Source organism: Acinetobacter sp. BHS4, from assembly GCF_018454425.1.
GTDB lineage: Bacteria > Pseudomonadota > Gammaproteobacteria > Pseudomonadales > Moraxellaceae > Acinetobacter > Acinetobacter pittii.
In genome coordinates, this window is record NZ_CP075323.1 from 1184947 (window position 1) to 1205926 (window position 20980).

Consider the following 20980-nt stretch of genomic DNA (forward strand, 5'->3'; position numbering starts at 1 on the left):
AACTATTCATATAATAAATGTGGTTATTCAGAAATATAGGGTTGAGAAATACATAAATTCACCGCATATTAGCCATAATTTATTATAAAATATGGTCATTCAAGTGAGGAAGGAGCTTTCAATGCCACGTAAAAAAGAGGTCGTTAGTGGGAATTTCGTTAAATACGATGCGGTAGTTCTCGGTTCTGGACCTGCAGGTGAAGGCGCGGCAATGAAGCTTGCAAAAGCGGGTAAGCGTGTTGCAATTGTAGATGTGCGTGATCAACTGGGTGGTAACTGTGCACATGTAGGTACCATTCCAAGTAAAGCATTACGTCAAACAGTTTCTAGTATTATTCGCTATCAGCGCGATCCAATGTTTCAAAAAGTAGGTGAATGGAAACAGTTCACCATGAAACAGGTTTTGCGTAATGCACACAAAGTGATTCAACAACAGGTTGATACGCATACACGTTTTTACGATCGCAATAAAATCGGTGTATTCCACGGCCGTGCATATATTCAAGATAAAAATACAGTTTTAGTTTTTAGCCATGAAGGCATTAAAGAAACAATTATCTGTAAGCAAATCGTGATTGCGACAGGTAGTCGTCCTTATCATCCGCAAGGTTTAGACTTTGATCATCCTCGCGTATTCGATTCGGACAAAATCCTTGATCTTGATTATTCAATTCAAAAAATCATTATTTACGGCGCAGGTGTTATTGGCTGTGAATATGCCTCAATCTTTATTGGTCTAGATCATAAAGTTGACTTGATCAATACTCAGCAAAAACTATTAAGCTATCTAGATGATGAAATTGCTGATGCTTTGTCTTATCATTTACGTGAACAAGGTGTATTGATTCGTCACAATGAGCAGATGGATCATCTTGAAACGTTTGATGACCATGTTGTTTTACACTTACAAAGTGGTAAAAAGATTAAAGCCGATGCGATTCTTTGGTGTAACGGCCGTTCAGGTAACACAGAAGGCTTAGGTCTTGAAAATGTTGGCTTAGTACCAAATAACCGTGGTCAACTTTCAGTAAATGATCAATATCAAACTGAAGTTGAAAATATATATGCTGCTGGTGACGTGATTGGTTGGCCATCACTTGCTTCTGCTGCTTATGACCAAGGGCGCTGTGCTGGCGCAAACATGAGTGGTGAAGATGCGAAGCCAGTACGTGATATCCCAACAGGTATCTATACCATTCCAGAAATCTCATCAATTGGTAAAAATGAACAGGAATTAACGGAAGAGAAAATTCCGTATGAAGTAGGTCAGGCTTCTTTCCGTCATTTGGCTCGTGCACAAATTACTGGTGACACAGTGGGTGAGTTAAAAATTCTTTTCCACCGTGACACTATGGAAATTTTAGGTATTCACTGTTTTGGTAATAACGCTGCCGAAATTATCCACATTGGGCAAGCAGTTATGCACAGCCCAAATAATACCTTGAAATATTTCGTTGAAACGACATTTAACTATCCAACAATGGCTGAAGCATATCGTGTAGCTGCGCTTAATGGTATGAATCGTTTGTTTTGATTTTAAATAAGTTTTTCATAAAAAAGCCCGCAAACTTGCGGGCTTTTTTATTTTCATTAGACCATAGGTTTTTTATATTTTTATGACAATTTGCAGTATGCGTCTGGCTGTCTATATATCTAGTGGGCACAAAATGCTTGATTGAAATATACAAACAAATCATGAGTTTGTTTCCATAAAATAATTGAACAGGCTAGCAGGGTAATCACGAGCAAAGTCATAATTGTTTTCAAAAGTAAGGCATTATGCGTCATGAATAACAGCCTCCTCATTTACAAAGAAATGTACGATTACCCCTAATATACTCAAAGCTATTGAACATAGCCAAATCGCATTGTAATTACCTGTTAAGTCATGGTTAACACCGCCAAGCCAGCCGCCAAAGAAAGAACCGACTTGATGGGTGAAAAACACAATACCACTTAACATTGAAAGGTATTTAACACCAAACATATTTGCCACGATGCCGTTGGTAAGTGGAACTGTAGAGAGCCATAAAAGTCCCATAATGACGCCAAAAGCATATACCGTATAAGTGCTTAGAGGTAATAGTAAAAAGGCGATGATTGCGATGCCACGGCTACCGTAAAGTGCCATTAATAATTTAGGTTTTGAGAATCGATCTCCCAGCCAACCCGCCCCATAAGTTCCCACAATATTAAATAGTCCTACTAGTGCCAGAAATACAGTTCCTGTAGCTGCATCAAAGCCATGATCAATTAAATAGCCCGGCAGATGAACACCTAAAAAGACCACCTGAAATCCGCAGACTAAAAATCCTAAAGCTAACCACCAGAATGGCTTATGTTTTCTAGCAATATTCAGTACTTGTTTAAATGTGAGCTGTGGTTCAGCAATTGCTTTTGGCGTTTGATTGCTTGGTCCTTTTAGCATCCACGCTAGGGGAATAATAAGAGCAATTAACAGCGCACTCACCATTAAAGCTAACGACCATCCTACCGTTTTAAGCAAGAGAAGGGTGGAAGGTAGCATAATAAACTGACCAAAAGAGCCTGCTGCACTGGCAATACCCATTGCCATACTTCTTTTTTCTGGAGGGGCAGCTCGGCCTACTGCACTCAGTAAAACCGTAAAAGAGGTTGCTGATAAAGCTAAACCAATAATAAGACCTAAGCTTAAATTCAAAATGATTACACTCGAACTAAAAGCCATTAAAAGTAGGCCTAGGGTATAAAGTAAGCCACCAACAGCAACCACAACTTTACTGCCATATTTATCTGCAATTGCACCGGTAAAAGGCTGAACAGCTCCCCAGATCAGGTTTTGCATGGCTATCGCAAGACTAAAAACATGCTGTCCCCAGCCAAATTCATGGCTCATGGGTACAAGGTAGAGACCGAAACCATGACGGACACCTAATGAAAGGGCTAGAATAATTGCACTGCCAATCAGCATATAGATGAGGGACTGAGAAAATTGGTTGCCAGTTTTAGTCATGATTAATGGAAAATTATAATAATGATGATTTATTGTAGAAGATATATCGAAAAATATCGATATAGTTAGAGGGAATATTTAAGAAGAATTAAAAAGTTCTTAAGGATCGTATTTTATGAGAAGGAAATTAAAGAAGCAGACACCATTTTGATCTCTGCTTCTTGTAGAAATTATGCTGCGGAATTACGTTCAAGTAATGCTTGTTCAAAAAGTACTTGTTCTTTTTCTTTATGTTCAGTCGTGAAGCGAATTAGAATTACGCTACAGCCAGCGACTATAACCAACCCACCTAAAATAAATAGACAAGTTTGAATATCGAGTACACCTTTTAATAAGAAACCAGCTGCAACTGCACCAACATTACCACCTGCACCAATAATGCCTGCAACACCACCTAATGCATTACGATCAATAAAGGGTACAAGAGCATATGTCGCGCCACAGGCCATGTGAGTAAACAGGGCAAAAATCGTCATAGAAATAATTGCAAGAGCTATCACATTCATTTGAGAGAAAAGAATTAAGAATAAACCTTCACCTAAAATCATGAGTACTAGTACTTTAGTGCGGCCATCTAAACCTTTTTTGAGTGCGACTTTATCGGAAATAATACCGCCAAGTGCACGAGCAAAGAGTGCAAGAAGACCAAATATCCCCGCGGTTAAACCAGCAGTTTTTAAATCCATTTTGAAGTGATCAACATAGTACATTGCTGCAACGTTATGGATAAAAATTTCAATACCGAAACATGCACCGTAAGCCACAAATAAAATCCAGACACGGTAGTTACGAGCAGCTTGCATCAAAATTGCCATGCCACCTTTTTTACCACTGCCAACTTCAATACCTTGTGCGCGGACTTCTTTGAAGTTTCCTTGAGGACAGTCTTGGGTGAGTTTCCAATAAAGAATACCAACAATGACCATCATTACGCCTGGTACGATTAATGCAACACGCCAACCCATAGTTTGTTCGACACCGAACATGACAATTGCACCAAGTAATAAAGGCATTAGAGCTTGGGTTGCACCGCCACCAGCATTACCCCAACCAGCTGCTGCCGCATTTGCTGTACCTACAACATTAGGTGCAAACATAACGCTTGTATGATATTGCGTAATAACAAAGCTTGCGCCAATTGCACCAATCAGTAAGCGGAAGAATAAAAAAGACTCATAACTGTTAGCAGCAGCAACGCCAAATACAGGAATACTGCCAAGCAAGAGAAGGGCTGTATAGGTAATCCTCGGGCCATATTTATCGCAAAGCGGACCGACAACGAGTCGTACTAAAATCGTAATTGCAACGGCGGCAATATTGATATTGGCAATTTGATCTTTGGTTAAGCCGAACTCACCTTTAATAACCGGCATGAGTGGTGCGCAAGCAAACCATGCGAAGAAGCACACAAAGAATGCGAGCCATGTCATGTGGAAAGCGCGCATTGCAGGAGTAGAAAAGCTAAATAATTTTATTTCAGTTGCTTTTTTTGCATCTAGATTGATATTTGAAGACATACGCCGTCCCTCTGAACTGAACGAAATTTTAATTTGCATGGCAATTTATTGCCTATCTGCAGACCGATCAGAGCGGACATCGTTGGCCGTCTTGGTTTATTCATTGAATCATCGTTGACTCATCTTGCTATGAATAAAGCAAAGCTTGTGCCAAAAAATTATTTTTACTAAAAAGGAAAAATTACTTTCTAATTCTATTGAGTTAGTTTATTAAAAATAAAATTAATTAAAAAACAGAAATAAATCAGTAAATGGTCATAAGAGAGGAAGGCGGTAAATTTTTTCTATCGGCTTTATAAAAGTGCTCATTTTTTTAGCATTTTGATTTAAAAAGAAGCAAAATGTGGAAAAAAGAAAGCTATAAAAACATGCATAAGTTTTTATAGCTTTGGGTGACACAAAAATTAGAAGCGGTAACCGACACCAACATATGTAATGAGGGGGTCAATATCAATTTTGGTATTCGCTTTAATTAACTCTTTACCTGTATTTTGGTCAGTCACATAGATTTTTGCTTCACTATTCATTTTGGAATATGAAACTGAACCAACAGCAAACCAGTTTGGATTGAAGTCATAAGATGCACCTAAAGTTACAATAGGGGCAAAAGTATCGGTCGCTTCTAGTTTAACGATAGGATTTGCTGATGATGTTTTGCGATCTAATGCTGCACCAGCCTTACCATCATGGATATTCTGGATCATGTGACCCGCTTGAATTAAATCGGCCTCAATACGGGGATTCATTTTTAAATCATTAAAGTATGCATACATCACGCCAGCTCCGATATAAGGACGGAACTTATTTACCCCTGATTTACCAAATTGATAATGTAGTTCAACGGCTGGTAACCATGCACGAGCAGTCGCAGCCTTGCCTCCTTGAGAAAGATCAGTAATATGCAGGTCTTGTTTTAAAGGAATATCTCCACCCGCCTCTGAAATTCCATCTCCTATGATTCCTCCTATTAAAGATCCATCTTTTAGTGGAGTCGCTTTTCCAGAAAGGGGAGCGTAAATATTACCTTTTCCATTAATATCTACTTTAGGAGGAATACCACCTTTAATTTCTAAAGATAAATTGTCCGTAAAGTTGTAATTAAACATAAGACCAACAGTATCAACATCAGCAGCTTCTAAGCCAGAACCTTGTTGTTGCCATTGAGAAAGACCATTAACTTCTGCTGTACCTGCAAGTGATGAGGGAAGAGTGTCTGTAAACTTATCAAGAAGGCTAATAGTGCTATACCAGAATTTTCCTGAAGTTTTACTTTGGTCGATTGCATCTAAAACGGCTTTTGTAGATACATCTCCAACTTTAGAGGTGGTACCTTCCGCAACACTAGTATTGATATTGATAGGGTTTCCTGAGCCTTGAGGCATGGCATGGAGCCAACCAGCAGAGACAGAAAAACGTTTGAAACCATCGCCATCTTTAAAACTAAAATATGGTGAAGCGGCGTAAGTGACTGTTGGCAGAGCAAAAAAGGCAGCTGTCATACAAAATAATGACTTTTTCATCATAAAAGGACTCCATGTCCGACATTTGTTTACTGATTTTTATTGAGCCCACCATACCTTGTTTTATTGAATAGATTGTGTATTAAAAATTAATAATTGTAATTTTTTTGAAATATTTGTTTATATTTGGAAAGATTTATTAATAAAAAGTACATAATAAATAATAAAAGGCTACACAAAGTAGCCTTTTATTTAAGTTTTTTAAATTATTGGTTGAAACGAGATAAGTCTTCTTCAGGACGAGCAGTTAAGACTTCAATGCCTGTTTGGGTAACTAAAATAGTATGTTCATATTGAGCTGAAAGTTTATGGTCTTTCGTTACGACAGTCCATTTGTCACCTAACAATTTAGTTTGCCATACGCCAGCATTTACCATAGGTTCAATCGTAAAAGTCATACCTGCTTCCAGACGCATACCTGTACCAGCTTGACCATAATGGAGTACTTGAGGTTCATCATGGAAAACAGTTCCAATACCGTGACCACAATATTCGCGTACTACACTAAAACGTTCTGATTCGACATACTTTTGGATTGCGTGGCCGATATCACCTAAATATGAACCATCTCTAACAGTTGCCATTCCACGATACATCGCTTCTTGAGCAACTTTACATAGACGGTTGGCTAAAATAGAAGTTTCACCACCAACGACATACATCATGTTGGTATCGCCATGATAACCATCTTTAATGACAGTAACGTCAATATTAAGGATGTCACCATTTTTTAAAATTTTATTTTCAGAGGGAATACCATGACAGACAACATGGTTAACAGAAGTACAAATAGAGTGTTGAAAAGCAGGGCGCCCAGGAGCTCCACCATAGCCTACACATGCAGGAATAGCATGCTGCACATTTTCAATGTGATTACGACAAATGGTATCAAGTTCAAGTGTACTTACACCTGCCTTAATATGCGGCTTGATCATCTCTAGAACTTCAGCCGCCAGTCGTCCTGCAATGCGCATTTTTTCAATTTCATCTGGAGTTTTGATTAATCGACGTGGAGCTGTATAAGTACTGTTCATGATCTCTAAAAACTTTTGGTAATTTACAAGTGTCTATGGTATAAATAGCCGCCCATTTTATCAAATGCTTTTCGTGAATATCTTTTACGAACAATTTTGATAGATGGAGTAAAAAATCCGCACATATATCGTCACATTACTCTGGGTGCCCGTAAAAAGGTGGAGAATGCGGATATATGGAGGCCTAACCCAACTTTTAAGGTAAAGAAAATGGCAGATTACAACGTAAGCATGCGCGACCTTCTTCAAGCAGGTGCGCACTTTGGTCACCAAACTCGTTTCTGGAACCCAAAAATGCGTCAATACATTTTTGGCGCGCGCAACAAAATTCACATCATCAACCTTGAGCACACTGTTCCTGCGTTAAATGATGCTTTGAACTTCGCTAACCAATTAGCAAGCAAAAAGAACAAAGTTTTGTTCGTTGGTACAAAACGTGCTGCTTCTCACATCATCCGTGAACAAGCTCAACGCGCTGGTCAACCATATGTAGATCACCGTTGGTTAGGTGGTATGTTGACGAACTGGAAAACACTTCGCCAATCTATCAACCGTTTAAAAGATCTTCAAACTCAATCTCAAGATGGTACTTTTGCTAAGCTTACTAAACGTGAAGCTTTAGAACGTGCTCGTGAGATGGAAAAACTTGAGCGCTCTTTAGGCGGCGTTAAAAACATGGGTGGTTTACCTGACGCATTATTTGTAATCGACGTTGATCACGAAGCGATTGCAATCAAAGAAGCGAAGAACTTAGGTATTCCTGTTATCGGTATCGTTGATACAAACTCTAACCCAGACAACGTTGATTACGTTATTCCTGGTAACGACGATGCGATCCGTGCAGTAACTCTATATGCTTCAGCTATGGCTGACGCAATTCTTGCTGGTAAAGAATACGCTCAATCTCAAGCGAACGCTCAAGCAAAAGGCGATGACGCTGCGAAAGACGCTTCTGAGGCTTAATGCGTTTTGACGCAGGCTTGTCATTTTTGCGACATGTAATGGTGGCAAATTAAGCGTCGAGAGTGCAAACGGCCCAGAGTTTCTTTGGGCCGTTTTTGTTGAAAAGATTTATTTTCTACCGATTTTAGGAGATCAACATGACTGCAATTACTGCAAGCATGGTAAAAGAATTACGTGACCGTACTGGTCTTGCAATGATGGAATGCAAAAAAGCATTAACAGAAGCGAACGGTGACATCGAGCTTGCTATTGATAACCTTCGTAAATCTGGTCAAGCTAAAGCTGCTAAAAAAGCTGGTAACATTGCTGCTGACGGTGCAATCACAATCGTTCAAGAAGGCAACAAAGCAATTTTAGTTGAAGTTAACTGTCAAACTGACTTCGTTGCTAAAGACGAAAACTTCTCTAACTTCTCAAAAGCTGTTGCTACTGCTGCTTTAGCTGCTGGTGAAACTGATGCTGCTAAAATCGCTGAATTAAAATTAGCAGACGGTCAATCAGTTGAAGAAGCTCGTATTGCACTTGTTCAAAAAATCGGTGAAAACATCCAAGTTCGTCGCGCGAAAATCGTTGAAGGCGAAAACTTGGCTATCTACAAACACGGTTTAAAAATCGGTGTTGTAGTTTCTTATACTGGTGATGCTGACACTGGTAAAGGTATTGCAATGCACGTTGCTGCATTCAACCCAGTAGCTGTAAATGCTGAAGCTGTTCCTGCTGACCTTATCGCTAAAGAAAAAGAAATTGCTGAAGCGAAAGCGTTAGAATCTGGTAAGCCAGCTAACATCGTTGAGAAAATGGTAACTGGTTCAGTTGATAAATACTTGAACGAAGTTGCTCTTGATCGTCAAATGTATGTAATCGACAACGACAAGAAAGTTGCTGATGTATTAAAAGCAACTGGTACTACTGTTGCTGAATTCGTACGTTTCGAAGTTGGTGAAGGTATTGAGAAGAAAGCAGAACTTAGCTTCGCTGAAGAAGTTGCTGCTGCTCAAGCTGCTGCGAAGTAATTCGTATCACAATAAAAAAAGCCCCATTGGGGCTTTTTTTATCTCAGTTAAAATAAGGGTATACAATGACAAATAAAAAAAATCTCAGTATAGCTGGTGTGATTATTTTATTGATTGCTGCGTATTTTGGTCTAGATTTATCTGGGCATAAGCAAAGTCAATCACCATCATCAACTATACCCGCAGCTCAGCGTAATGAAACTACACTTTCAAATAATGGGGTGGACACTGTAAAAGCTGCTTATGAGCAGAGACAAAGTAATGTTCAAGTGCAGGGAAGTGGTCGAGTCAAAGCAATTTTAAGAGATGATAATGATGGGTCAAGACACCAGAAATTTATTCTAGTATTAAAAAATGGTCTTTCAATTTTGGTTGCACATAATATCGATTTGGCACCTAAAATTTCTAATCTAAATAAAGGTGACATCGTTGAGTTTTATGGCGAATATGAGTACAACCCAAAAGGTGGTGTACTACATTGGACTCATCATGATCCCCAAAATCGTCATGAAAACGGTTGGCTCAAACATGACGGACAGATTTATCAATAAAGCTCACGTGAGCGTTTAACCAGATTATTTTTATAGAGCAATTTTGTTCTATTCAGTTTATTAAAACATGCTATGGTTTTTTTATTGAATAGATGAGACGTATTTATGCAGCGGGAGCAAGCCGATTATCTGCATGTGCGAGAGTTGGGCGGTTTAGAGTTATTAAAAGCACATTATCACCAAACACAATTTTCAAAGCATACTCATGAAGGGTACTGTATTGGTGTGATTGAAGAAGGAGCACAGTCTTTTTTTAGGACGGGACAGCTACATGTAGCTCCTAAAGGCGATATTATTTTAGTCAATGCTGACGAGATTCATACTGGTTCATCAGCTGTTGAATCAGGGTGGCGTTATCGAGCGATCTATCCAACACCTGAAATGTTAGCAGAAGTTAGCCAGGATTTTTTTGAAAATCCACATGGCGCACCATGGTTTCCTCAAGCCGTGATTCGCGACCTAGGTTTGGCTCAACAGCTTTGCTTACTTTTTGATTTATTAGTACAAAAAGATAATTTCCTGCTCAAAGAAACGATGTATTTAACAACTTTAGCTTGTCTTATGAAGAGACATGGTAAATCAAATCATACTTTTTGTGAGTTACCAGAAGCATATTCAAAAATATTAAGAGTTAAAGAATTACTTGTAGAAATGCCTGAAACAAACTTTTCTTTACAAGATTTGGCTGACATGGTCGGCTTGAGCGCTTGGCATTTCTTAAGACAATTTAAAAAATATGTGGGTTTGCCACCTCATGCTTGGCTTGTACAAGCACGTTTACAAAAAGCAAGACAGTTATTAAAACAGGGGGACCAAATTGTCATGGTGGCACAACAATGTGGTTTTTCTGACCAAAGCCATTTTAACCGTCACTTTAAAAAAGCAATGGGCGTCACACCCACTCAATATGTAGCAAGTTTGAACATATAAATAAATTAGTTTTAAAGCAATTTTATCCAATATAAGTCGGCACTCATCAAGCATGGTATAGAGATGTTACTTATATTGGATTTTATATATGAATATTCAGCTTAATCAGCCAGTTGGGTTTTCAAAAAATAAGCCATCCTATTTATTTTTACGTGGTGCAATGGATATTTTGCCCTTGTCAATTTCTGTTATTCCGTGGGCAATCTTAGCGGGATCTATGGCAATTCATGCAGGATTATCTTTCTATAAAGCACTAGCAATGTCTGGACTCGTCTTTGCTGGAGCTGCTCAGTTGGTTAGCTTAAGCATGGCTATGGAAGGAGCATCTGTTTTTACAATTTATTTGACTATTTTCTTTTTAACGGCTCAGCATTTTATTTATGCATTAACTTTAAGAAATGACATTTCTATTTTGTCCCTACCTAAACGATTGAGTTTAGGCTTTTTATTAACAGATGAATTGTTTGCGGTGAGTGCTCCATTTGAAAAAAGAAGTTCGGAATATCTGCTCGGAGCTGGACTGTGTTTTTATTTATTTTGGGTTGCTTTTAGCTTGGTGGGAATACTGCTGGCGACAGTGATACCTGATCTTTTAAATTACCATTTGGATTTTTCGATCATTGCTATTTTTATTGCCATGATTGTGCCTTTATGTAAAGGATTTCCGGTCATAGCTGGTGTGCTAACAACTTGTTTAAGTGGGTTTTTATTTAAATTTTATCAAATTGAGGGGGCGATTTTACTTTCAGGATTAATGGGAATGTTAATTGCTGTTTTAACTGAAAAAATAGGTAAGGAGCAATAATATGTCTTGGTTTATGATTTTAGGCTTGGCAGCAATCATCTTTTTTAATCGCTATTATTTTTTAGAACCTCAAGTAAAAATTAAACTGCCGCTTATTCTGAATAAGATGCTTAACTATTCTGCACCTTGTTTGTTAACTGCAATCTGTATTCCAGTTATTTTTTTCGATGGTGACCATTTAAGAGGTGTGATAAATAATTCTTATATTTATGCAGCAATATTTTGTATTGTAATCGCTATTTACCTAAAAAAAGTTCTTTTAAGTGTGATAGCAAGTTTAGGATTTTTTTATTTTATAAATTTTCTAATCAATTACTAACATGCAAAAGCTGAATCGAAAGGATTCAGCTTTAAATTCATCTTTAAGCAAGAGCTTGTTTTTGTCTGCTTTTCCATTTAGGTAAGATTTTTGAGAGATAAGCATCCATACACCAAACTGGTCCAATCAATAGGAATTGTAAATCTTTAAAGAAAGACGGTTTTTTGCCTTCGACTTTATGTCCGTAAAATTGTCCAACCCAAGCAATCACAAAAATAGCGATATAAAATCCGACTCCTACAGGTAGGGTGTAAATGAGCCATGCCATAACAACAAGTAAGGCAGCCATTGCAACAGCAAGTACAAGATCTAAACGTGCATAAAATACTAAGGTCAACACAAGTAATAAAGCAGTAAGCAATGTGCTGAAATGCGCAATGATTCCAATAATAGAAAATAAAATGGCGGGAACGCAAAGCCAGTGAATTTGTTTATTGGTTGGACTTTGATGACTTTCGCTATATTCATCAAACCATTCAGTAATGGATTTCATTAGTAGCACACCCCTTGTTTTAACTTCGATTTATTTTTGTGAGTATATTTTAGCCTGTTCTTGAGGATCTCGACAAGAAACTAACACTATTCAACTATAAGGAGCGTTGTATTAAAAAACCTAAGAAAGGGCAAATGAAAAAATAATACGAGTGTGATTGACAAGGTGGACAATTCGACCACAAGAATGGGGGGATTTTTCATAATATTTTTTCTGTGTTGCTAGATGATGAAATCATCTAAAAAAGCGTGATTTTGAGATTGATGGGAAAATTGTATGAAAAAGCTCTACTCATCTACTCTAAAAACGCCATAAATAGCCTTTATTTTTGAAAAATGGTACTAGGGTAGCGCAAATTTAAAAAAGACGCTCTAAACGCAAATTAGACGCAAAATTGAGTTGTATTAAATAAACATGATTTTTTGTTTAAAAAATATTCAAATTCAGAGATAGATAAGGGGCAAAAGAAGAAGATTTTTTAACTTTAAGTTAGGAATTATTTTGATAACTTAAAATATAAAAAAGCCGCAGAAAAAATTGCGGCTTTTTACATGAACTCGAGAGGCTATAACTTATGAAGTTGGGCCATCAACACGCTCAATATTTACTTTAGCTGTACCAGCATTGGTAATACCAAGACGTTTAGCTGCACCGTATGATAGGTCAAGTACACGGTTGCCATGGAAAGGACCACGGTCATTTACTTTTACAACCACACTTTTACCATTGTCTTTATTCGTTACTCGAATGTAACAGTTCAACGGTAGGCTACGGTGAGCAGCAGTTAAAGCATTCATGTCGAATGTTTCACCACTTGCAGTTTTACGACCATGGAATTGGCGGCCATACCAAGATGCCATACCAGTTTGGCTAAACTTACGAACAGTGTTTGAAGCTACTGTGTTAAGTTTTTCAATCACTGAAGGCTCATCTTCAGGGATTTCAATTTTTGCTGCGATAGCTTGACGACGGATTTGATCGCCAGAACGTTCAGTGATTGAAAGACTGTTAATGTTAGAAAAACGAGAATTAAAGTTTTGAGTATCTTTACTCAATACACGTGCTGCTAGATTAGGACCATCTACATCACTGTTTAATGATGATGACTGCACCATTTCAGCGTGCAGTGGGGCCATACTTAAACTAGCCGTCAGTGCAAGAACGTATTTCAGCGATAACTGCATTTGTATAAACTCCTGAGAACATGTACTTTTTTCTTCCAGCCATTGACTGAAATTTAAAGTGAACATGCCTTATTATTCACTTTTGCAATTGCTATATTGGGGTGGATAATATTCATCGGTTACGGAGAGTGTCTAGTCTTTAACGAGAAATCTTTACAAAAAGGGCAAAAACTTACAGTTTTAGATTAAAAAATAATCAATAATGTAACAAGTTATTAAAAATGTATGTATTGTGATCTATTTAACAAAAATATTTATTGACTTTTACATAAAGTATAAAAAAGCTAGCCTATCGGCTAGCTACTTCGGTGCCTAATAACCATACAGCTGTAGCGTACATGCGGCTCTTGTTATAAGTCGTAATCACTTGAAAATTCGGGTAAGTTAAATAGTAAATTGGACCGTTATAGTCTTGTAATTGAATAACATTCACCATATCGAGATCATCAATTTTAACTAAAGGGTTCAATGGAGAAATACCGAGTGTCTTTAATGCACCATATGGGAAAGGTTGCGTTAAATCTTTAGCAATAATACTTTCTGGATTTGACCCAGTGTAACGAGCCATAAACCCGATCGGTTGGTCGCGTTGCCAACCTTGTTTTGCTAAGTAGTTTGCAATTGATCCAATAGCATCTTCTGCTGAGTTTCTTAAGTCGATATGTCCATTACCGTCATAATCCACCCCATATTTACTAATATTGCTTGGCATAAATTGTGGATAGCCAATCGCACCTGCATAGGAACCTACAATACTATTTGTTGGGTAGCCTTCTTTATAAGTCCATGCAATAAGAGCAGCTAGCTCATCACCAAAATATTCAGCACGGCGAGGGTAGCCAAAAGCAAGGGTAGCTAGAGCATCACGTGTAATAAAAGAACCTTTATTTGCGCCATAACCTGTTTCAACGCCCAAAATACCTAAAATGACAGCTTGAGATACGCCATATTGTTGTTCTGCACGATTTAACGCATCTGCATATTGATTTTTAAAACGGACACCACGTTGAATTGTGCCTTCAACCAAGAACATAGAACGATAATCATACCAAGGCTTACTTTCACCCGGACGAGTCATAATATTTAGAATGTTTGGTAAATTTTTTGCGCCACTCATGGCTGCATCAACTTGATCGCTACTTAAGCCATAAGCATTCATCGTTTTTTGTTTAAAATTCAAATAATCAGGATGTGTTGCAAAATCGTTGGCCTGAGCGAAATGACTTGTACTGATTAAGCCAGTACACAAAGCGAGCATTTTTAAAGTTTTATTTAAGTGTTGAGACAACATATCGTTTTAAAATTCCAGATTATCGATGTGTATGAATGGACATGACTAAACCAAAGGTGGCCATTAAAGTAATAATAGCTGTTCCGCCATAACTCATAAAAGGTAAAGGAACACCTACTACAGGTAAAATACCACTGACCATTCCCGCATTTACAAATACATAAACAAAAAAAGACAAACCAAAGGCGCCAGCAACTAAACGTCCATAGTTATGGAAGCTTTGTAAACCGATCTGGAATGTTCTAAAAATAATGGCAAAATAAAGAATTACTAAAATAAGTACACCGATGAGTCCAAATTCTTCGGAATATGCAGCAATAATAAAGTCAGTATGTCCTTCGGGTAAAAAGTGTAAATGTGATTGGGTACCTTCAAGGAAACCTTTACCTGAAAAACCACCAGAACCAATTGCAGTTTTAGATTGAATAATATTCCAACCCGTACCGAGTGCGTCTGCCTCGGGGTCAAGTAAAGTTAAAACCCTTTGGCGTTGATAGTCGTGTAAAAGAAATTCCCACGCAATCGGAATTACAATTGCTGCACATGCGGCAGCTGCACCAATCATTCGCCACGATAGTCCACTTAAAAATAAGACAAATATACCGCTTGCTAATACTAAAAGTGATGTCCCTAAATCAGGTTGTTCTGCAATCAGTAAAAAGGGAATACCAATTAACATTAATGATAAAACAACTTGTGAAAAACTAGGGGGAAGAGGTTTTCGTGCTAAAAACCATGCAATCATCATCGGCATGCCGATTTTCATGAACTCACTGGGTTGGACACTTCCGAAACCCGGAATATCAATCCAGCGCTGAGCACCCATTCGGACTTCACCGAATACCATAACTGCCACAAGCGAAAATAGGCCAAACAAATAAAAGTAGGGGGAAAACGCTTGATAGACCTTAGGCGGAATTTGGGCTAGACCAAACATTACTAAAAAGCCAATACCAAAACTCATGGCTTGTTTACTGACTAATCCTACATCCTGTGCTGAAGCACTATATAGTACGGTTAAACCTAATAGCGCATTTAACAGCAAAAATAGACATAACCAAGGGTCAATGTGGAGTTGTTGCCACCTTGATGGTTGCATAGCGGTGCTAAGACCATCTCGAGGAGCTTGGCGTAAAAACTTATATTGTGGGCTAGGAGACATGCGGCGTTAACTAGGTCAATCAGTGCTTGGCGCATGCTAACATAAACCTGATTAATGGCAATGTATATCAATATTTTGCAATAAAAAAACCTAGCTCTCGCTAGGTTTCCGATAGGCTATTTCTTATTAGTTAAAGAATAGACTTTCGTGATATTCAGCCATCGCTTTTAGTTCAGTGCGATTTAAGCTAGGGATGAGTTTGTCGATCGCAATATGAACTGCTTTTGTTACAGCTGCCGCACCAATATCAGCTGCTTTACGCTTAATCATGCCAAGGTCTAATGTCTTATTAAAATCAGACATAAAATGTTTAACCATAGCATCTCCAAACTGTTTATACAGTTCAGCCAATGCAGCTTTATTGATATCGTTACCCGCCTTAAGCTCAGTGAAGTTATGCTGAAGATTAGTGACTAAACTAGGATCTAGAGTTACACCTACTTTATATTGACCTTGTGGATCTTTAAATAAGCTTTTTTCAGAGAACTCTACTGACTGTTTAACAACATCGTTTGGTGCTTTGCTTAACAATTGTTTTAAAAGAACAGCGACTGTTGATTTGACATAGCCTGCTAGTTTTTCGGCAGTATCGCGCTTTTCACTTGCAGGGAAGTGCTGAACTAACTGAATTAAGACATTATCAATAATCTCTTCATTAAGTTGTAAAGCAATCTTATCGCGAAGTGGGTATAAAGGCTCACTAGAATTTTTGTTCGCAATTCCAGTTTGTATATCGTTCAATAAGCCTTCAGAAGGGGTAAAACCAAAAAACGGCATGGTGTATCCTCAAATTATTCGTTTTATTGTCGTGCCAATCGAATCGGTTTTGGCATCCATGAAAGATCCGATACTCGGCAAGGGTTAATATCAAGTCCGCCGCGACGAGTATAAGTTGCATAAACCATCAGCTTTTCAGGCTGCAAATTTTGCCAAATATCAGCAAAAATTTGCTCGACACACTGTTCGTGAAAACCGTTATGCTGACGGTACGAGATAATATAAGCTAAAACACTACGATAACAAGGTTTTTTGCCCTTAAAACGGATAAAAACTGTACCCCAATCCGGTTGTCCCGTGACTGGGCAGTTACTTCTTAAAAGATGAGAATACAGTTCAATTTCGACTTCTTCATCAGACGCATCTCGTTTTAAAAGAGTCGCATCTGGATGTTGCTCTAAACGCTCTGGATCTAGGTCATCAATACAAATGCCTTGAGGCTTAGAAATCTCTAAATCATCTACTTGAAATAAGGTTAACTCAACTTTTGCACCTGCCGCAGCAGATAGATCCTTTTCAACCGTTTCAATAAACGACTGTTTAGAGTTAAACTGAGTGAAGTTAAGGCTATTGAAGTAAAGTTTTAATGACTTTGATTCAATCAAATTTGGTGAAGAAGCTGGCAGTGTAATTCTGCCAATAGCAACTTGCGGGATAGCATGAGCGTTTAACCATGAAATTTCAAAAACATGCCACCAATCTTTACCTTGTTTAATACCTTCAATATGCGAATAGGCTTCACGAGACTGAGCACGAGCAATTGGAAATAAAACATCAGGTTGATAGTTAGTTGGATATTGAGTTTCTTTACCCAATAAAGACTGTTCGACACTCATTCACGCATTCCTGAACCACGAGCAAGTAAATAGTAAGCAATTCCGTAAAGTACAGCACAGCATAATGTCACAATGATTAAAGAGAACGTAACGTTCACGTCACTATGACCTAAAATGCCGAAACGGAAAGCGTTAACCATATACACAATAGGATTAATTAAAGAAAGTTTTTGCCAAAAAGGGCCAAGTGCACTAATGGCATAGAACACACCTCCTAAATAGGTTAAAGGTGTAAGGACAAAGGTTGGAATAATAGAAATATCATCAAATGATTTTGCATAAACTGCATTAATAAAACCACCTAATGAGAAAAGAACTGAGGTAATTAAGACTGTATATATAGTTACGAACCAGTTATGTATAAAAAGGTCTGTAAAGAACATGCTCATTGTCGTCACAATTGCTCCGACCAATACACCACGGCAAATACCACCAATGACATAGCCCCACAAAATAATATGTAGTGGTACAGGACTCATAATCAGTTCTTCAATGCTCTTTTGGAATTTCACACTAAAGAAACTTGAAGATACGTTAGCATAACTGTTGGTAATAACCGCCATCATGATGAGGCCAGGTACGATAAACTGCATGTAGCTCACGCCGCCCATTTGTCCAATGCGCGAACCAACCAAATTACCAAAAATGACAAAGTACAAACTCATTGTAATCGCAGGTGGTAATAAAGTTTGTGGCCAAATACGTAGAAAACGGCGTACTTCTTTACGAACTAGAGTCCAGAGGGCAATTTGCAGTTGGTTAAAATTCATTTTGCCTCTCCTTCAAGATTTTTCTCGACCATTTTGACGAATAGCTCTTCTAGACGGTTCGATTTGTTTCGCATACTACGAACACGAATACCTTGTGATTCTAAAAGCTGGAATAAGTCATTTAATGTATGGGCCTTATCCATTGTCACTTCTAAAGTGCTGCTATCAATTAAGTTGAACTTCACACCAATGATGTTTAATTGAAGTGGGGCAATGGGTTCTGCCAAATCAAAAATAAAAGATTCTTCACTCAGTTGGTTTAAGAAACTTTTCATGCTGGTGTCTTCTTTAATGACACCACGGTCAATGATGGCAATTTGACGACACAACATTTCTGCTTCTTCGAGATAATGTGTAGTCAAAATAATAGAAGTACCACTTTCGTTCATTTCGGTGAGAAAATCCCACATAGAACGGCGTAATTCAATATCTACACCTGCGGTAGGCTCATCTAAAATAAGAAGTTTAGGCTCATGCATCATAGCACGTGCAATCATAAGGCGGCGTTTCATACCACCAGATAACATGCGTGCTTGTATATTACGTTTTTCCCATAGACCTAGTTTTTCTAAGTAATGTTCGGCACGTTTTTCTGCAATCTTTTTATGAATGCCGTAATAGCCAGCTTGGGTGACTAAAATATCGAACGCTTTTTCAAACTGTCCAAAGTTAAATTCTTGAGGGACAACACCAAGTTGTTGTTTTGCCAAGGAGGGATGAGTGTCGAGATTATGCCCAAAAATCTCAACTGTTCCTTCGGTTTTTTTCGTGAGGGAACTGATAATACCAATGGTTGTTGATTTGCCGGCACCATTTGGGCCTAACAACGCATAAAATTCACCTTCAGGCACAGTGAGGTTAATACCTTTTAACGCCTGAAAACCATTACGATATGTTTTGGACAAATCTCTTAAAACCAAAGCATCAGTCATGAAATTCTCACATTGTGAAAGAGGGGTATATTTTGAGCGATAATGATTAATAAACCAAGTAAAATAGTCGGAATTTTATGAAATTGAGATAAATTTATGAAGTTATTATATATAAACTGGTGCGCCCGGCGGGGATCGAACCCACGACCCCAGGCTTCGGAAACCTGTACTCTATCCAACTGAGCTACGAGCGCACATGTGTGGGCCACATCATAGGAAAAAAACACCAATAGGTAAAGCACGAAATAGGTAACAAGTGAGTTTAATGCTTAATTAAACAGCAGCTTGTTGTTTTTTTAGATGCGTTGTTGAATAAGTTGAATTGAATAATTAATAGAATGAAGCGTATGTGCTAGCTCATGAGGTGGAATACGCGACTCCTGTAAGCTTGTAATCCATTGCATTTGGCACATTTTAAGCTCTTGAAGCGTTTTTATTTGCGCTATTTTCTGAATAAGTGGTTTTGCCATAAGCCCACAATATTGACTCAAGGTTTGCTTCATCAACTGTTGTATTTCTTCAAAAGAGAGCTGTTGAACTGGAATTGGTGGCTGGGTATTTTCAGTATTTGTAGATTGCAAAGATGGTAATTGAGTAACCTGAATTTCACTAACTATATTGTCACTTTTATTCTCATCTATAATATTTTTTTGATGAGCTTCTATTGTAGTTACGGATGATGGTGGGAAATATATTTGTTCATTTAATTCTGAATAATTTTCGCCAGAAGGAGCAATAAGTTTTAAGTCGATAAGCTGTTGAATAAGCTCTGGTGATGCAATACGTTTTTTAAATTCGCTATTTAAATTTTGAAAATCTTCGTGATCTATTAATAGTAGTAAACGTCTTTGTTTTGCATTTAAAGTAATGTTGCGTTGTTGAAGCGCGACTCTTCCTAAATTGGTTCGATAAAAACCAGCCATCATTTTTCCCCAATATAAAAATAAATCAGACTGTTCAATTTTCTCAGTTGAACAGTACTGTTTTTAATAAAATATAAATGGGGTTAACCATAAAACTCAAAAATGACAATATGATGAAGAATTGATGAATATCATCTATTTAAGTCTTTAAAGTGCGCCTTCTAATGCTTTACGTAAATAGACGTCAAGTTCATCTTGGCGTAATAACCATTGAATATAGTCTTTAGGAAGTTCAGCAATAGCTGTGCCTTTATGCTTACCAAAATTAATAGTCGTAGGGATACGTGCTTCTTCAGAAACTCGGTAAAGCTCTTCAATGTCTTGAATATTTAAATGATAGACAATATGCATCAAAATATTAGCAGTCAAAATAATATCCGCATCGGCTCGGTGCGCGCCTTTGAGCAATTCTCGCGCTTTACCGCTGCCTTGAGAAATCATATAGATGAGTGCAGAAATATTATGCGCTTCTGCTTCAGGCCAAGTTTTACGCGCTAAAGCTAGAGTACAAATCGGTTTGATATTCGATACATCCACGCCACAACGAGCAATCGCGGCAATGTCGTAATCAATATTGTGACCAATAATATAAGTTGTAGTCTCTGGCAATTTAAAAGTTTTATAGTGGGGCTGGTTTTCTAAATCTGACTCTAATATATGGTGTACTGCCATAGCCGCGTAAGAGATAGGTGTACCAACCTGATAAAGTTGATCAAATAATTTGCTTTTATCTAAGGTGAGCTTGCCTGCATTAATCTCAATCGGGGCATACGCAATTTCAATTGGCAAACCATTTAGTGTATGTGTTTCTGTATCTAAAATAATGGTTTGCATAACTGGCCCTTTAATCAATCACGAGTAATCAAGAATGTTAACAGTTGGCTACCCACTTTAAAACATGAAGTGAGGCCTGAGAGTAGCGAGAACGTTAATTTATATTAAAAATAGAGTTTTCTGAGATTAATTTC

The 20980-nt window shown here is 37.9% G+C and carries 21 protein-coding genes and 1 tRNA gene; 7 read left to right on the forward strand and 15 right to left on the reverse strand.

The genetic code is table 11. From position 1 onward, the window contains the following. Positions 1–121 precede the first annotated feature (121 nt). Complete coding sequence (gene sthA, locus KIP84_RS05615; protein ID WP_002118117.1) at positions 122–1534, forward strand: Si-specific NAD(P)(+) transhydrogenase; 1413 nt, start codon at positions 122–124, stop codon at positions 1532–1534. Between the two features lie 243 nt (positions 1535–1777). Here the strand turns inward: sthA and KIP84_RS05620 are convergent, their stop codons facing one another. The 4 genes from KIP84_RS05620 to map form a co-directional block, all read right to left on the reverse strand. Further along, positions 1778–2992 carry an MFS transporter gene (locus tag KIP84_RS05620; protein WP_213689481.1) on the reverse strand — a complete coding sequence of 405 codons (1215 nt, stop codon included), beginning with the start codon at positions 2990–2992 and terminating at the stop codon, positions 1778–1780. A gap of 170 nt (positions 2993–3162) precedes the next feature. Continuing rightward, entirely contained in the window at positions 3163–4509 is a 1347-nt protein-coding gene (locus KIP84_RS05625) for an MFS transporter (protein WP_057077184.1), read from the reverse strand. Positions 4510–4913: 404 nt separating this feature from the next. Continuing rightward, positions 4914–6032 (reverse strand): OmpW family outer membrane protein, encoded by a 1119-nt coding sequence (locus tag KIP84_RS05630; protein ID WP_213689482.1) that lies wholly within the window; start codon positions 6030–6032, stop codon positions 4914–4916. Between the two features lie 203 nt (positions 6033–6235). Further along, positions 6236–7063 carry a type I methionyl aminopeptidase gene (gene map, locus KIP84_RS05635; protein ID WP_002118165.1) on the reverse strand — a complete coding sequence of 276 codons (828 nt, stop codon included), beginning with the start codon at positions 7061–7063 and terminating at the stop codon, positions 6236–6238. A 210-nt stretch (positions 7064–7273) separates the two neighbouring features. Here map and rpsB point away from each other — a divergent pair, with 210 nt between their 5' ends. The 6 genes from rpsB (at position 7274) to KIP84_RS05665 (ending at position 11644) form a co-directional block, all read left to right on the forward strand. Then, on the forward strand, positions 7274–8026 hold the full coding sequence (gene rpsB, locus KIP84_RS05640) for a 30S ribosomal protein S2 (RefSeq protein ID WP_213689483.1): 753 nt from the start codon (positions 7274–7276) through the stop codon (positions 8024–8026). A gap of 137 nt (positions 8027–8163) precedes the next feature. Then, entirely contained in the window at positions 8164–9039 is an 876-nt protein-coding gene (gene tsf, locus KIP84_RS05645) for a translation elongation factor Ts (RefSeq protein WP_002118238.1), read from the forward strand. A gap of 65 nt (positions 9040–9104) precedes the next feature. After that, positions 9105–9590 (forward strand): DUF3465 domain-containing protein, encoded by a 486-nt coding sequence (locus KIP84_RS05650; protein WP_213689484.1) that lies wholly within the window; start codon positions 9105–9107, stop codon positions 9588–9590. A 105-nt stretch (positions 9591–9695) separates the two neighbouring features. Then, entirely contained in the window at positions 9696–10520 is an 825-nt protein-coding gene (locus KIP84_RS05655) for an AraC family transcriptional regulator (RefSeq protein ID WP_213689485.1), read from the forward strand. 88 nt (positions 10521–10608) lie between these two features. After that, the gene (locus KIP84_RS05660) at positions 10609–11325 is read left to right on the forward strand and encodes an AzlC family ABC transporter permease (RefSeq protein ID WP_213689486.1); all 717 of its coding nucleotides are present in this window, start codon (positions 10609–10611) and stop codon (positions 11323–11325) included. Position 11326: 1 nt separating this feature from the next. Next, on the forward strand, positions 11327–11644 hold the full coding sequence (locus tag KIP84_RS05665; RefSeq protein ID WP_213689487.1) for an AzlD domain-containing protein: 318 nt from the start codon (positions 11327–11329) through the stop codon (positions 11642–11644). Positions 11645–11687: 43 nt separating this feature from the next. Here the strand turns inward: KIP84_RS05665 and KIP84_RS05670 are convergent, their stop codons facing one another. From KIP84_RS05670 to KIP84_RS05720, 11 genes are all read right to left on the reverse strand, one after another. Beyond that, the gene (locus KIP84_RS05670; RefSeq protein ID WP_213689488.1) at positions 11688–12137 is read right to left on the reverse strand and encodes an Mpo1-like protein; all 450 of its coding nucleotides are present in this window, start codon (positions 12135–12137) and stop codon (positions 11688–11690) included. 572 nt (positions 12138–12709) lie between these two features. Beyond that, positions 12710–13321, reverse strand: a complete 612-nt coding sequence (locus KIP84_RS05675; protein ID WP_002118141.1) for a septal ring lytic transglycosylase RlpA family protein — start codon at positions 13319–13321, stop codon at positions 12710–12712. Between the two features lie 289 nt (positions 13322–13610). Next, positions 13611–14612, reverse strand: coding sequence for a lytic murein transglycosylase B (gene mltB, locus KIP84_RS05680; RefSeq protein ID WP_005068218.1), 1002 nt, complete (start codon positions 14610–14612; stop codon positions 13611–13613). Between the two features lie 19 nt (positions 14613–14631). Then, complete coding sequence (rodA, locus tag KIP84_RS05685; RefSeq protein ID WP_005068220.1) at positions 14632–15774, reverse strand: rod shape-determining protein RodA; 1143 nt, start codon at positions 15772–15774, stop codon at positions 14632–14634. Positions 15775–15900: 126 nt separating this feature from the next. After that, a complete protein-coding gene (locus KIP84_RS05690; protein WP_002118229.1) occupies positions 15901–16551 on the reverse strand; it encodes a hypothetical protein in 651 nt (216 codons plus the stop codon). Positions 16552–16574: 23 nt separating this feature from the next. Next, entirely contained in the window at positions 16575–17387 is an 813-nt protein-coding gene (queF, locus tag KIP84_RS05695; RefSeq protein WP_213689489.1) for an NADPH-dependent 7-cyano-7-deazaguanine reductase QueF, read from the reverse strand. After that, positions 17384–18157, reverse strand: a complete 774-nt coding sequence (locus KIP84_RS05700; RefSeq protein ID WP_031948927.1) for an ABC transporter permease — start codon at positions 18155–18157, stop codon at positions 17384–17386. The genes queF and KIP84_RS05700 overlap by 4 nt, the downstream gene beginning before the upstream one ends. After that, positions 18154–19089, reverse strand: a complete 936-nt coding sequence (locus tag KIP84_RS05705; RefSeq protein WP_002118101.1) for an ABC transporter ATP-binding protein — start codon at positions 19087–19089, stop codon at positions 18154–18156. Before KIP84_RS05705 ends, KIP84_RS05700 begins: the two co-directional genes overlap by 4 nt. A 117-nt stretch (positions 19090–19206) precedes the next feature. Then, a tRNA-Arg gene (locus KIP84_RS05710) sits at positions 19207–19283 on the reverse strand. 102 nt (positions 19284–19385) lie between these two features. Then, the gene (locus KIP84_RS05715) at positions 19386–20015 is read right to left on the reverse strand and encodes a hypothetical protein (RefSeq protein WP_213689490.1); all 630 of its coding nucleotides are present in this window, start codon (positions 20013–20015) and stop codon (positions 19386–19388) included. Between the two features lie 144 nt (positions 20016–20159). Then, positions 20160–20846 carry a DUF3820 family protein gene (locus KIP84_RS05720; RefSeq protein WP_213689491.1) on the reverse strand — a complete coding sequence of 229 codons (687 nt, stop codon included), beginning with the start codon at positions 20844–20846 and terminating at the stop codon, positions 20160–20162. Positions 20847–20980: the final 134 nt, after the last annotated feature.

Coding starts and splice junctions, on each gene's coding strand:
- KIP84_RS05660 (WP_213689486.1), top strand. CDS start 10,609: ATGAATATTCAGCTTAATCAGCCAGTTGGGTTTTCAAAAAATAAGCCA.
- KIP84_RS05720 (WP_213689491.1), bottom strand. CDS start 20,846: ATGCAAACCATTATTTTAGATACAGAAACACATACACTAAATGGTTTG.
- KIP84_RS05715 (WP_213689490.1), bottom strand. CDS start 20,015: ATGATGGCTGGTTTTTATCGAACCAATTTAGGAAGAGTCGCGCTTCAA.
- rodA (WP_005068220.1), bottom strand. CDS start 15,774: ATGTCTCCTAGCCCACAATATAAGTTTTTACGCCAAGCTCCTCGAGAT.
- KIP84_RS05675 (WP_002118141.1), bottom strand. CDS start 13,321: ATGCAGTTATCGCTGAAATACGTTCTTGCACTGACGGCTAGTTTAAGT.
- KIP84_RS05665 (WP_213689487.1), top strand. CDS start 11,327: ATGTCTTGGTTTATGATTTTAGGCTTGGCAGCAATCATCTTTTTTAAT.
- queF (WP_213689489.1), bottom strand. CDS start 17,387: ATGAGTGTCGAACAGTCTTTATTGGGTAAAGAAACTCAATATCCAACT.
- KIP84_RS05690 (WP_002118229.1), bottom strand. CDS start 16,551: ATGCCGTTTTTTGGTTTTACCCCTTCTGAAGGCTTATTGAACGATATA.
- KIP84_RS05620 (WP_213689481.1), bottom strand. CDS start 2,992: ATGACTAAAACTGGCAACCAATTTTCTCAGTCCCTCATCTATATGCTG.
- KIP84_RS05700 (WP_031948927.1), bottom strand. CDS start 18,157: ATGAATTTTAACCAACTGCAAATTGCCCTCTGGACTCTAGTTCGTAAA.
- KIP84_RS05650 (WP_213689484.1), top strand. CDS start 9,105: ATGACAAATAAAAAAAATCTCAGTATAGCTGGTGTGATTATTTTATTG.
- KIP84_RS05705 (WP_002118101.1), bottom strand. CDS start 19,089: ATGACTGATGCTTTGGTTTTAAGAGATTTGTCCAAAACATATCGTAAT.
- KIP84_RS05655 (WP_213689485.1), top strand. CDS start 9,696: ATGCAGCGGGAGCAAGCCGATTATCTGCATGTGCGAGAGTTGGGCGGT.
- KIP84_RS05670 (WP_213689488.1), bottom strand. CDS start 12,137: ATGAAATCCATTACTGAATGGTTTGATGAATATAGCGAAAGTCATCAA.
- KIP84_RS05630 (WP_213689482.1), bottom strand. CDS start 6,032: ATGATGAAAAAGTCATTATTTTGTATGACAGCTGCCTTTTTTGCTCTG.
- tsf (WP_002118238.1), top strand. CDS start 8,164: ATGACTGCAATTACTGCAAGCATGGTAAAAGAATTACGTGACCGTACT.
- KIP84_RS05625 (WP_057077184.1), bottom strand. CDS start 4,509: ATGTCTTCAAATATCAATCTAGATGCAAAAAAAGCAACTGAAATAAAA.
- rpsB (WP_213689483.1), top strand. CDS start 7,274: ATGGCAGATTACAACGTAAGCATGCGCGACCTTCTTCAAGCAGGTGCG.
- map (WP_002118165.1), bottom strand. CDS start 7,063: ATGAACAGTACTTATACAGCTCCACGTCGATTAATCAAAACTCCAGAT.
- sthA (WP_002118117.1), top strand. CDS start 122: ATGCCACGTAAAAAAGAGGTCGTTAGTGGGAATTTCGTTAAATACGAT.
- mltB (WP_005068218.1), bottom strand. CDS start 14,612: ATGTTGTCTCAACACTTAAATAAAACTTTAAAAATGCTCGCTTTGTGT.